The sequence below is a fragment of the Streptomyces sp. NBC_01013 genome (genome assembly GCF_045162765.1).
Classification (GTDB): Bacteria; Actinomycetota; Actinomycetes; order Streptomycetales; family Streptomycetaceae; genus Streptomyces.
Map to the genome: position 1 here is coordinate 6,024,782 of NZ_CP108687.1, position 11,919 is coordinate 6,036,700.

An 11,919-nucleotide genomic window follows, 5' to 3' on the forward strand; every position below is an offset into this window, starting at 1 on the left:
GAGTGATCAGTTGCGGCCCGCAGCGGCCTTCGTGCGCCGGGGCTGCCTCGTCACCGCGGCCAGGCGGGGACGGCGGCCGGTTTTCGGGGGGATCAGCTTCGGCAGGTGGTGCGGCAGCGCTCCGTACCAGGCGTACGACACCGCGTAACCGAAGGCCAGGCAGGCCATGCCGCCCACCGCGTCCAGCCAGAAGTGGTTCGCCGTCGCCACGATCACGATCAGGGTGACCGTCGGGTAGATCAGGCCGAGGATGCGCGCCCACGGCGCGGAGGCCAGTGCGAAGACGGTCAGACCGCACCACAGGGACCAGCCGATGTGCATCGAGGGCATCGCCGCGTACTGGTTCGACATCTGCTTGAAGTTGCCCGAAGCCATCGAACCCCAGGTCTGGTGGACCATGACGGTGTCGATGAAATTGCCGCCGTTCATCAGGCGCGGCGGGGCCAACGGGTACAGGTAGTAGCCGAGGAGCGCCACCGCTGTGGTGGCGAACAGCGCCAGGCGGGCCGGTGCGTAACGGCCCGGGTGGCGGCGGAAGAGCCACACGAGCACCCCCACGGTGATGACGAAGTGCAGGGTCGCGTAGTAGTAGTTCATTGACACGATCAGCCATGTCACCGAGTTGACGGCGTGGTTGACCGACTGTTCCACCGCGATGCCCAGGAACCGCTCGACCGACCAGAGCCAGTCCGCGTTGGACAGGGCCGCGGCCTTCTGCTCGGGGACGGCGTTGCGCACCAGCGAGTACAGCCAGTAACTGACCGCGATCAGCAGGATTTCGAACCAGAGGCGTGGCCGCCGGGGCGACCGTGGGGCGCGCAGTCCTGCCAGGCCGCGGTCGAGCAGTCTGCCGATCCGGTTCGCGTCGCCGTTCTGCTTCGTATTCGCCTCAGGAGCCGCCTCGTTCACGATGGGTGACGGGGTGGCCTCCGTACGGCCTTCCTGTCGTTTCACGCTCAATTCACCCATAGGCACAGAGTCTGCCAGATTCGCCCCCTCTGCCCGATGATCCTCCGGTGGGGAGCGGGTTGCACGTCCTGCGGGCTACGAACGCGCGTGGGATCCTGGAACAGCCGGGGCACCGGACGTCGCGTCGGGGCCCGGGCCTGCCGCTGTCGAACCGCGCACGACCAGTTCCGGCATGAAGACGAACTCGCTGTGCGGGGCGGGTGTGCCGCCGATCTCCTCCAGGAGCGTGCGCACCGCGGCCTGGCCCATCGCGGTCACCGGCTGCCGGATCGTGGTCAGCGGCGGGTCGGTGAACGCTATGAGCGGTGAGTCGTCGTAGCCGACCACCGAGAGCTCGCGCGGCACGTCACGGGAGAGCCGACGGGCGGCCCGGATCGCACCGAGCGCCATCATGTCGCTCGCGCACACCACGGCCGTGCAGCCCCGCTCCATCAGCGCCGAGGCCGCGGCCTGACCCCCCTCCAGCGTGTACAGGGAGTGCTGGATCAGCTCCTCGACCTGGTCCGCCGTCAGGTTCAACTGCTCCTGCATCGTGGCGTGAAAGCCCTCGATCTTGCGGAGTACGGGCACGAAGCGCTTCGGGCCGACCGCCAGGCCGATGCGGGTGTGGCCCAGCGACACCAGGTGCGTCACCGCGAGCCGCATGGCGGCCCGGTCGTCCGGCGAGATGAAGGGCGCCTGCACCTTGGGGGAGAAGCCGTTGACCAGGACGAAGGGGACGCCCTGGGCGCGCAGTTGTTCGTAGCGCTGCATGTCGGCCGAGGTGTCCGCATGCAGCCCGGAGACGAAGATGATGCCGGAGACGCCCCGGTCCACCAGCATCTCCGTGAGCTCGTCCTCGGTGGAGCCGCCGGGAGTCTGGGTCGCCAGCACCGGGGTGTAACCCTGCCGTGTCAGCGCCTGGCCGATGACCTGGGCGAGCGCCGGGAAGATGGGGTTCTCCAGCTCGGGCGTGATCAGGCCGACCAGGCCCGCGCTGCGCCGGCGCAGCCGGACGGGCCGTTCGTAGCCGAGGACGTCGAGCGCCGCAAGGACGGATTCGCGGGTGGTCGCGGCAACACCGGGCTTGCCGTTCAGTACGCGGCTGACCGTCGCTTCGCTGACCCCCGCCTGAGTTGCGATATCGGCAAGCCGTGCGGTCATGGGACTGGACTGTACCGGGCGTGGGTCGGATTGCCCACCATGCACAGGAATCGGGCGACAGCGCCCGCGGGGCCCCGTGCGAGCGAGTCGGAGCACGTAGCCCGACGGGTCGGCAGCAACATCTTGCAAGACCTTGCGAGGCGGGTTTGCCGGTTGCGGTCAGATCGTCGCACTGCGGAATCAGGCCGGGCCGCCTGCTACTGCCAGGGACTGGGCCCTCCCGTCAAGAGGCTTGACGGCAACCGTGAGGACACGCGAATGTAACGATCGCCGGAGCTTGCAGAAATCTTCCGCAAAGTCTTTCGGCCTTCTTTCATCCTTGTTACGTTCACGTCGACCCGGCGCCGCGACGGAGCGGTACGGCAGTTGAAGGAGTTCAGATGCGACGTGGCATAACGGCCACCGCCCTGGTCGCGGCCCTGGCGCTCGCGGCGACCGCCTGCGGCAGCGATGACGACAGTTCCAACAGCACCTCCAAGGGCTCGGGCGAGCTCTCCGGCACCGTGACGTGGTGGGACACCTCCACCGCGGGCAGCGAGGACAAGGTCTTCAAGAAGATCGCCGAGGGCTTCGAGAAGGCGCACCCGAAGGTCGACGTCAAGTACGTCAACGTGCCCTTCGGTGATGCCCAGAACAAGTTCAAGAACGCTGCGCAGTCCGGCTCCGGCGCCCCCGACGTGATCCGCTCCGAGGTCGCCTGGACGCCCGAGTTCGCCGACCTCGGCTACCTCGCCCCGCTGGACGGCACCGCCGCCCTCGTGAAGCAGGACGACTTCCTGAAGCAGGCCGCGGCGTCCACCAAGTACAAGGGCAAGACGTACGCGGTGCCGCAGGTCATCGACTCCATGGGCATCTTCTACAACAAGAAGATCTTCAAGGAGGCCGGTGTCGAGGTTCCGAAGTCGATCGACGAGCTGAAGGCCGTCTCCAAGAAGATCAAGAGCAAGACCGGCAAGACCGGCTTCTACCTGCGCGGCGACGACGCCTACTGGTTCCTGTCCTTCCTGTACGGCGAGGGCGGCGACATGGTCGACGCCGCCGACAAGTCCGTCACCATCGACAACGCCGCCGGCGTCAAGGCCATGAAGGTCGTCAAGGACCTCGTCGACTCGGGCGCCGCGAAGACCGACGCGACGGACGGCTGGGAGAACATGCAGTCGTCCTTCAAGGACGGCGACGTCGCGATGATGATCAACGGCCCGTGGGCCGTCGCCGACACGTACGCCGGCAAGGAGTTCAAGGACAAGGCGAACCTGGGCGTCGCCCCGGTCCCGGCCGGCTCCGCCGCGCAGGGTGCCCCGCAGGGTGGTCACAACCTGGCCGTCTACGCCGGTTCCAAGAACCTTGACGCCTCCTACGCCTTCGTCGACTACATGACCTCCGTCAAGACGCAGGCCCAGGTCACCAAGGAGCTCAACCTCCTGCCGACCCGCACCTCGGCCTACGCCCAGGAGGCCGTCGTCGACAACGAGATCGTCGGCTTCTTCAAGCCGGTCGTCGAGAGCGCCGTCGAGCGCCCCTGGATCCCGGAGACCGGCAGCCTCTTCGCCCCGCTCGTCACCGAGTACACGAAGGTCCTCACCGGCCAGACCTCCCCGGAGAAGGCCGTCAAGACGACAGGCGACTCCTACCGCAAGCTCCTCAAGGGCTGGAAGTAACTCAGGAAGGCAGGCCGGCTGATGGCTGTCCACACCAGCCAGTCGGTGGCGAAGGCCGCGGGCGACGACGTCGCCCGCGGCCGGAGCCGCGGTACTGGTAACCCCCCGCCCCCGAGCAGGCTCCGGCGGGCCCTGTCGACGCACTGGTACGCCTGGACGATGGTGGCCCCGGTCGTCGTCGTGATCGGCGTGATCATCGGCTATCCGCTGGTCCGCGGCATCTACCTGTCGCTGACCGACGCCAACGAGCGCAACGTCGCGCGGTCCATCGGTGTCAACCACATGCCCGCCACGTACGAGTTCGTGGGCCTGGACAACTACGCCGACGCGCTCACCGGTGACCAGTTCCTCGGCACGCTCGGGTGGACCCTGGTGTGGACGGTCTCCTGCGTGGCCATCACCTTCGCCCTCGGCATGGCGCTCGCGAACATCCTGAACCGCAGGATCGCCGGGCGCTCCGCCTACCGGATGGCGCTCATCCTGCCCTGGGCCATCCCCGGATTCGTCTCCGTCTTCGCCTGGCGCTTCCTCTACAACGAGGACCGCGGGCTGCTCAACAAGATCCTCTCCGGCGGCGGCTTCGACGGCATCGCCTGGCTCGACGACCCCACATGGGCGAAGATCTCCGTCATCGCCGTCAACGTGTGGCTCGGCGTGCCGTTCATGATGGTCGCCCTGCTCGGCGGCCTGCAGTCCATCCCCAGCGAGCACTACGAGGCCGCGGAGATGGACGGCGCCACCGCCTGGCAGCGCTTCCGCCACATCACGCTGCCCGGACTGCGGCCGGTCTCCACGACCGTGATCCTCCTGTCCACCATCTGGACCTTCAACATGTTCCCGGTGATCTTCCTGCTGACCCGTGGCGGACCCGGCGACGCCACCCAGATCCTGGTGACACAGGCGTACAAGTTCTCCTTCGAGATCAGCCCGCGCGACTTCGCGCAGTCCTCCACGTGGGGCGTGCTGATCCTCGTACTCCTGCTGCTCTTCGCCGCCGTGTACCGGCGAGTCCTCCGCACCCAGGGAGACGACTGGTGACCACCACCGCATCCACCCCCGCCGCGCGGCACTCCGCGCCCAAGGTCCGGCTGCGCGGGGAACGTTCACCGCTGGCCTCCACGGCGCTGCACCTCACGCTCATCGTCGCGTCCGTGATCGCGGTCTTCCCCGTGCTCTGGGTCCTGCTCACCTCGCTGAAGCCCGCCGAGTTCGCGACCACCACGGACTTCTTCAAAGAGACGACGTTCGAGAACTACACGAACCTGCTCCAGAACACGAAGTTCCTGACCTGGTTCGGCAACTCGGTGGTCGTCGCGGGGCTCACCACGCTCCTCGGCGTGATCGTCTCCGCCTCGACCGGGTACGCGGTCAGCCGCTTCCGGTTCCCCGGCAAGCGCGGACTGATGTGGACCCTGCTGATCACCCAGATGTTCCCGGTCGCCGTCCTCATCGTGCCGATCTACAACATCATGGCGGGCATGGGGCTTCTGAATAAGCCGGCCGGGCTGGTGATCACCTACCTCACCATCTCGGTGCCCTTCTGTGCCTGGATGATGAAGGGCTTCTTCGACACCATCCCGCGCGAGATCGACGAGTCGGGCCAGGTCGACGGACTCACCCCGTTCGGGACGTTCTGGCGGCTCATCCTGCCGCTGGCCAAGCCCGGCCTCGCCGTCACCGCGTTCTACTCCTTCATCACCGCCTGGGGCGAGGTGGCGTACGCCTCCGCGTTCATGGTCGGCGAGGACAACCTCACGCTCGCAGGCGGACTGCAGCTGTTCGTCAACCAGTACGGGGCCCAGTGGGGTCCGATGACCGCCGCGTCCGTGCTCATCGCGATACCCGCGGCCCTGGTGTTCCTGTTCGCGCAGAAGCACCTCGTCACCGGCATGTCCGCCGGAGCCGTCAAGGGCTGACCCGGGAGCCGGCTGACGATGCCGGCCGGGCTCCCGGTGTCCGGTCGCCGATCCGGCCGGGATCGTCAGCCCCCTCTCCCCGCGACAGCACGGCCGTACGACCCGCACGCACCAGTCACGGTGGCGCCGGCATCCCGACCCGGTCCCGGCGCCACTCCCCACCCAGACACCCCAGGGACGACATGACCCAGCACCTCGCTGCCCCCTCCACCGGCACGTCCGACGACGCCGCGGGCCACCGCACCGGCTGGTGGCAGGACGCGGTGATCTACCAGGTCTATCCGCGCAGCTTCGCCGACGGCAACGGTGACGGCATGGGCGACCTCGCAGGCGTCACCGCCCGCCTCCCGTACCTCAGGGACCTCGGCGTCGACGCGGTGTGGCTCAGCCCCTTCTACGCCTCCCCGCAGGCCGACGCGGGCTACGACGTCGCCGACTACCGGGCCATCGACCCCATGTTCGGCACCCTGCTCGACGCCGACGCCCTGATCCGGGACGCCCACGACCTCGGCCTGCGGATCATCGTCGACCTGGTGCCCAACCACTCCTCCGACCAGCACGAGTGGTTCAAGCGCGCGCTCGCCGAGGGCCCCGGCTCCGCGCTGCGCGAGCGCTACCACTTCCGCCCCGGCAAGGGCGTCTCCGGCGAACTCCCGCCCAATGACTGGGAGTCCATCTTCGGCGGCCCGGCCTGGACCCGTACGACGGACGCGGACGGCACGCCCGGCGAGTGGTACCTCCACCTCTTCGCCCCCGAGCAGCCCGACTTCAACTGGGAGCACCCGGCCGTCGCCGACGAGTTCCGCTCGATCCTGCGCTTCTGGCTCGACATGGGCGTCGACGGCTTCCGGGTCGACGTGGCGCACGGTCTCGTCAAGGCCGAGGGACTGCCCGACCTGGGCTCGCACGACCAGCTCAAGCTGCTCGGAAACGATGTCATGCCGTTCTTCGACCAGGACGGTGTGCACGAGATCTACCGCAGCTGGCGCACCATCCTCGACGAGTACCCCGGCGACCGAATCGCCGTGGCCGAGGCCTGGACGCCCACCGTCGAGCGCACCGCCAACTACGTGCGCCCCGACGAGATGCACCAGGCGTTCAACTTCCAGTACCTGGCGACCGCCTGGGACGCGGCCCAGCTGCGCACCGTCATCGACACCTCGCTGAACGCCATGCGTCCGGTCGGTGCCCCCACCACCTGGGTGCTCTCCAACCACGACGTCACCCGGCACGCCACCCGCTTCGCCAACCCGGCCGGCCTCGGCACCCAGATCCGTACCGCGGGCGACCGCGAGCTGGGTCTGCGCCGGGCTCGTGCGGCCAGCCTGCTGATGCTGGCGCTGCCCGGCTCCGCCTACGTCTACCAGGGCGAGGAGCTGGGCCTCCCCGACGTCACCGACCTGCCCGACGAGGCCCGCCAGGACCCGTCGTTCTTCCGGGCCGAGGGCCAGGACGGCTTCCGCGACGGCTGCCGGGTCCCGATCCCGTGGACCCGCGAGGGCAGCTCCTACGGTTTCGGCGCGGGCAGCAGCTGGCTGCCGCAGCCCGCCGGCTGGGGCGAGCTGAGCATCGAGGCACAGACCGGCGTGGCCGGTTCCACCCTGGAGCTGTACCGGGCCGCGATCGCCGCCCGCCGAGTGCACCCCGGACTCGGCGCCGGCACCGCGGTGGAGTGGCTGGACGCGCCCGAGGGCCTGCTGGTCTTCGCCCGCCCCGGTTTCGTCTGCACCGTGAACACGACGAGCGCCCCGGTCCGCATCCCCGTGCGCGGCACCGTCCTGCTGTCCAGCACCCCGGTCGCCGCCGACGGGGCCGAGATCGAGCTGCCGGCGGACAGCACGGTGTGGTGGACGGTGTGAGTGTTCCCCCGCCGCGAGGCCCCGGCACGGGCGGCGCGCTGCGACTGTCGGACATCGCCGGCCAGGCGTCCGTCAGCGAGGCGACCGTCAGCCGGGTGCTCAACGGCAAGCCGGGCGTCGCGGACACCACGCGTCAGCGGGTGCTCGCGGCGCTCGACATCCTCGGCTACGAGCGCCCCGTGAGGCTGCGGCAGCGCAGCGCCGGGCTGATCGGACTGGTGACGCCCGAGCTCACCAACCCGATCTTCCCGGCGTTCGCGCAGTCCGTCGAGCAGGTCCTGGCGGGCCACGGCTACACCCCGGTCCTCTGCACCCAGCTGCCCGGCGGCGCCACCGAGGACGAACTCGTCGAGCAGCTCGTCGAACGCGGCGTCGGCGGCATCGTGTTCCTCTCCGGACTGCACGCCGACACCTCGGCCGACCCGGCGCGCTATGCCGCGCTGACCGACCGTGGAGTGCCGTTCGTCCTGATCAACGGCTACAACGAGCGGATCAGCGCCCCGTTCGTCTCGCCCGATGACAACGCTGCCGTGCGGATGGCCGTGGGGCACCTCGCCGAACTCGGCCACCGCCGGGTCGGTCTCGCGATCGGACCCCAGCGCTATGTGCCCTCCCGCCGCAAGCGGGACGGCTTCGTGGACGCCGCAGTCTCCCTGCTGGGCCTGGACCGCGATGACGCCGAAAACCTGGTGTGTTCCACGCTGTTCAGCGTCGAGGGCGGCCAGGTGGCGGCCGGTGCGCTGCTGGACCAGGGGTGCACCGGCATCGTCTGCGGCAGTGACCTGATGGCGCTGGGCGTGGTGCGTGCGGCCCGGGACCGCGGGCTCGACGTGCCGCGGGACGTGTCGGTGGTCGGCTTCGACGACTCGCAGCTCATCGCGTTCACCGACCCGCCCCTGACCACGGTGCGCCAGCCCGTGCAGGCGATGGCGGCGGCCGCGGTGGGCGCGCTGCTGGAGGAGATCGGCGGAAGTCCCGTACAGCGCACGGAGTACGTCTTCCAGCCGGAGCTGGTGGTACGGGGGTCCACGGCGGCGCTGCGCAGCGCCTGAGGCGCCGTGCGCGAAGGGGTGGAGGGCCGGCCGGAGGGGGGCCGGCCCTTCGCGTGCCCGGTGCGGGGCAGTGCCCCGTCAGGGCCGGACCGGTGCGAGGGAGCGGGCGGCGGCGGGCCTCAGTCCTGCCCGTCGCCCTCCTTGAACAGCCGTACCGTGCCGAGGATCTGGCGGATCGTGCTGTCGGACACCTCGTCCGGCACCCCGTGCGCCCCGACGTAGGTCCACGACACGAACTTGCCCTCCGCGTTCTTGAAGGCGAACGTCACCGCCTTTCCGGCGGTGTCGCACTTGCCCTTCTTCGGAGTGCCGGACGACGTGACGGTCACGAGGCTGCCCTCGACGCCCGACCTGGTCCGGTACGACTCGGGCTCACCGATCGTGAGCCGGGTGGTGTCGGGCTGGGTGTAGGCGCCGTAGACCCAGGTCCTCGCGGTGTCCTCGGCGGCCTCGGCGGCGCTCTTCGCACCCTTCTCCCCGGTGGTGCCCGTCGAGGCGAGCGAGGTGTTCTCCTCGGTGCCGTTCTTGTCGTCGTCGGACGTGCACCACTTCTCCTTGAAGACCGCCGGGGCCATCATGGCGACGAGCGGCTTCTCCTCGGGATCGTCGTCCTTCGCGACGTAGCTGACCCAGTCCGCGGACTGCCGCGCCCAGGAGGCGGGCACGTCGAAGGTGATGCCGCGCTTGGCGTTGACCACCGTGTTCCAGCCGGGGACGAGGGGGCCCGAGCCGCCGTCGGCGGCCGACCGGGCCGTGCCGTCGGGGCTCGCCGAAGCGGATGCGGAGGACTTCGTGTCGGCCCGGTCCTTCCCGTCGCCGCCGTCGTCGCGGAGCACGAGGAAGCCCGTCACCCCGCAGGCCACGACGACGGCCGCGGAAGCGGCCACGGCAGTGACCGCGGTGCGGTTCCAGGGGCGGCGGGGCGGTTCGGGCGCCGAACTGACGTAGGTGTCCTGCGGGTTCGGCTGTCCGGGGGGCGACTGCTGTCCTTGCCACATGGGCGGTGAGTCTAATCGGCCTCGTCGGACCGTACGCGGAGCCCTCGGCGCACGTCAGGCCGGCCGTGCGCGGGCGTGTCCGCGGGCCTCGCGCAGCCAGGACGCACGCATCTCGTCGGAGGATGCCCGGCGCTCGTCATGGCCGGTGAGGCGCCGTCGGGAGAAGCGGCCGTCGGGCAGGTGTCCGTCACGCACACGAGGGGCACCGGGAGTCGACCCGGACGGGTCGGCGGGGAGTGTGACCCCCAGGTGCCCCTCTTGTACGTGACCGGCCCGGCCGGCCGGGCGCGTGGGGCCCGGGGTAACGGGACCCCCGGCAGACCGGACCGGAGTCGGGAGAAACGTAACAGCGCTGCAATGTCTTGCGTAAGACCTTGCAGGAAGGAATCTCCAGTATTTCGTAGATGTGAGCAGCTGATGTCCAAAGGGTTGACCGGAACCTGACGGGCTCGTACCGTCTCCCCGCAGCAAGATTTGCATTCTTGCAGCAAGAACATTCAGGAGCCTTGAGGGCAGGGCGCGTTGCCGTATGAGGCTGCACCTCACCCGTGTTTCCCCCACCGCAGGAGGAAAATATGGCCAGCAGACCCCTGTCTGCCGCGCTCGCCCTGATAGCGGGCGCCGCCGCACTCGTGGTCCCCGCCACGAACGCGCAGGCCTCTGCCCCGGGCACCAAGGACGTCACCGCCGTCCTGTTCGAGTGGAAGTTCGACTCCGTCGCCAAGGCGTGTACGGACTCCCTCGGCCCGGCCGGCTACGGCTACGTACAGGTCTCGCCGCCCCAGGAGCACATCCAGGGCGGACAGTGGTGGACCTCGTACCAGCCGGTCAGCTACAGGATCGCCGGACGCCTCGGCGACCGCACCTCGTTCGCCAACATGGTCAGCACCTGCCACAGCGCGGGCGTCAAGGTCGTCGCCGACTCGGTCATCAACCACATGTCGTCCGGATCCGGCACCGGTACCGGCGGGTCCTCGTACAGCAAGTACGACTACCCGGGTCTCTACTCGGTCAACGACATGAACGACTGCCAGTCGAACATCACCAACTACGGCGACCGCGCCAACGTCCAGAACTGCGAACTCGTCGGCCTCGCCGACCTGGACACCGGTGAGGACTACGTCCGAGGCAGGATCGCCGGTTATCTGAACGACCTGCTCTCCCTCGGTGTCGACGGCTTCCGCATCGACGCGGCCAAGCACATGCCCGCCGCCGACCTCGCCAACATCAAGTCCCGGCTGAGCAACTCCGGCGTCTACTGGAAGCAGGAGGCGATCTACGGCGCCGGAGAGGCCGTCTCGCCCGACGAGTACGCCGGCACCGGCGACGTCCAGGAGTTCCGCTACGCCCGAAGCCTCAAGCAGGTCTTCAACAACGAGAACCTCGCCAACCTGAAGAACTTCGGCGAGGGCTGGGGCTTCATGTCCTCCTCGAAGGCCGCGGTGTTCGTCGACAACCACGACACCGAGCGCAACGGCGAGACGCTGAACTACAAGAGCGGCGCCGGCTACACGCTCGCCAGCGTGTTCATGCTGGCCTGGCCCTACGGCTCGCCCGACGTCCACTCCGGCTACGAGTGGTCCGACAAGGACGCCGGTCCGCCGAACGGCGGCACCGTGAACGCCTGCTACAGCGATGGCTGGAAGTGCCAGCACGCCTGGCGCGAGATCTCCTCCATGGTCGGCTTCCGCAACACCGCGCGCGGCGAGGCCGTCACCAACTGGTGGGACAACGGCGGCGACCAGATCGCCTTCGGCCGCGGATCCAAGGCGTACGTCGCGATCAACCACGAGGGTTCCTCGCTGACCCGTACGTTCCAGACCTCGCTGCCCGCCGGCGACTACTGCGACATCCAGTCCGGCAACGGCGTCACGGTCAACGGCTCCGGCCAGTTCACCGCCACCCTCGGCGCCCACACGGCTCTCGCCCTGCAGGCGAACGCCCGCACCTGCTCCGGCGGGGGCACCGGCCCGACGGATCCCACGGACCCCGGCACGGGCACGTCCGGCGCCTCCTTCGGCGTCAACGCCACCACCCAGGTCGGCCAGAACATCTACGTCACCGGCAACCAGTCCGCCCTCGGCAACTGGAACCCCGCGGCCGCGCCGAAACTGGACCCTGCCACGTACCCCGTCTGGAAGCTCGACGTGAGCCTCCCCGCCGGTACGACGTTCGAGTACAAGTACGTCCGCAAGGACGCGAGCGGCAACGTGACCTGGGAGAGCGGTGCCAACCGCACGGCCACGGTGCCGTCCTCCGGCAAGGTCACCCTGACCGCCGACGTCTGGCGCAGCTGACCTCCTCCTCCTGTCCGGGGGGCGCGC

10 protein-coding genes are annotated in these 11,919 nt (G+C 69.3%); 6 read left to right on the forward strand and 4 right to left on the reverse strand.

Annotated elements, in window-relative coordinates; translation table 11 throughout:
• Positions 1-6: 6 nt before the first annotated feature.
• Both OG538_RS26230 and OG538_RS26235 read right to left on the reverse strand, forming a co-directional pair.
• On the reverse strand, positions 7-909 hold the full coding sequence (locus OG538_RS26230; protein WP_406100308.1) for a phosphatase PAP2 family protein: 903 nt from the start codon (positions 907-909) through the stop codon (positions 7-9).
• A gap of 135 nt (positions 910-1,044) precedes the next feature.
• On the reverse strand, positions 1,045-2,112 hold the full coding sequence (locus OG538_RS26235) for a LacI family DNA-binding transcriptional regulator (RefSeq protein ID WP_406097581.1): 1,068 nt from the start codon (positions 2,110-2,112) through the stop codon (positions 1,045-1,047).
• Between the two features lie 380 nt (positions 2,113-2,492).
• Between OG538_RS26235 and OG538_RS26240 the strand changes: the two genes are divergently transcribed.
• The 5 genes from OG538_RS26240 (at position 2,493) to OG538_RS26260 (ending at position 8,597) form a co-directional block, all read left to right on the forward strand.
• A complete protein-coding gene (locus OG538_RS26240) occupies positions 2,493-3,770 on the forward strand; it encodes an extracellular solute-binding protein (protein WP_406097583.1) in 1,278 nt (425 codons plus the stop codon).
• A 21-nt stretch (positions 3,771-3,791) separates the two neighbouring features.
• Complete coding sequence (locus OG538_RS26245) at positions 3,792-4,808, forward strand: sugar ABC transporter permease (protein ID WP_359136366.1); 1,017 nt, start codon at positions 3,792-3,794, stop codon at positions 4,806-4,808.
• A complete protein-coding gene (locus OG538_RS26250) occupies positions 4,805-5,686 on the forward strand; it encodes a sugar ABC transporter permease (protein ID WP_406097586.1) in 882 nt (293 codons plus the stop codon). Before OG538_RS26245 ends, OG538_RS26250 begins: the two co-directional genes overlap by 4 nt.
• A 182-nt stretch (positions 5,687-5,868) precedes the next feature.
• On the forward strand, positions 5,869-7,545 hold the full coding sequence (locus OG538_RS26255) for a glycoside hydrolase family 13 protein (protein ID WP_406097588.1): 1,677 nt from the start codon (positions 5,869-5,871) through the stop codon (positions 7,543-7,545).
• Positions 7,530-8,597 carry a LacI family DNA-binding transcriptional regulator gene (locus tag OG538_RS26260; protein ID WP_406097590.1) on the forward strand — a complete coding sequence of 356 codons (1,068 nt, stop codon included), beginning with the start codon at positions 7,530-7,532 and terminating at the stop codon, positions 8,595-8,597. Before OG538_RS26255 ends, OG538_RS26260 begins: the two co-directional genes overlap by 16 nt.
• Positions 8,598-8,716: 119 nt before the next feature.
• Here OG538_RS26260 and OG538_RS26265 read toward each other — a convergent pair whose 3' ends face one another.
• Positions 8,717-9,595, reverse strand: coding sequence for a hypothetical protein (locus tag OG538_RS26265; protein WP_406097592.1), 879 nt, complete (start codon positions 9,593-9,595; stop codon positions 8,717-8,719).
• Positions 9,596-9,649: 54 nt separating this feature from the next.
• Entirely contained in the window at positions 9,650-9,790 is a 141-nt protein-coding gene (locus OG538_RS26270; RefSeq protein WP_406097594.1) for a hypothetical protein, read from the reverse strand.
• Positions 9,791-10,170: 380 nt separating this feature from the next.
• Here OG538_RS26270 and OG538_RS26275 point away from each other — a divergent pair, with 380 nt between their 5' ends.
• A complete protein-coding gene (locus OG538_RS26275) occupies positions 10,171-11,892 on the forward strand; it encodes a carbohydrate-binding module family 20 domain-containing protein (RefSeq protein ID WP_406097596.1) in 1,722 nt (573 codons plus the stop codon).
• Positions 11,893-11,919: the final 27 nt, after the last annotated feature.

Excerpts from the sequence above, each read along its gene's own strand:
- OG538_RS26235 (WP_406097581.1), bottom strand. The coding sequence starts at position 2,112 with ATGACCGCACGGCTTGCCGATATCGCAACTCAGGCGGGGGTCAGCGAA.
- OG538_RS26240 (WP_406097583.1), top strand. The coding sequence starts at position 2,493 with ATGCGACGTGGCATAACGGCCACCGCCCTGGTCGCGGCCCTGGCGCTC.
- OG538_RS26245 (WP_359136366.1), top strand. The coding sequence starts at position 3,792 with ATGGCTGTCCACACCAGCCAGTCGGTGGCGAAGGCCGCGGGCGACGAC.
- OG538_RS26255 (WP_406097588.1), top strand. The coding sequence starts at position 5,869 with ATGACCCAGCACCTCGCTGCCCCCTCCACCGGCACGTCCGACGACGCC.
- OG538_RS26265 (WP_406097592.1), bottom strand. The coding sequence starts at position 9,595 with ATGTGGCAAGGACAGCAGTCGCCCCCCGGACAGCCGAACCCGCAGGAC.
- OG538_RS26275 (WP_406097596.1), top strand. The coding sequence starts at position 10,171 with ATGGCCAGCAGACCCCTGTCTGCCGCGCTCGCCCTGATAGCGGGCGCC.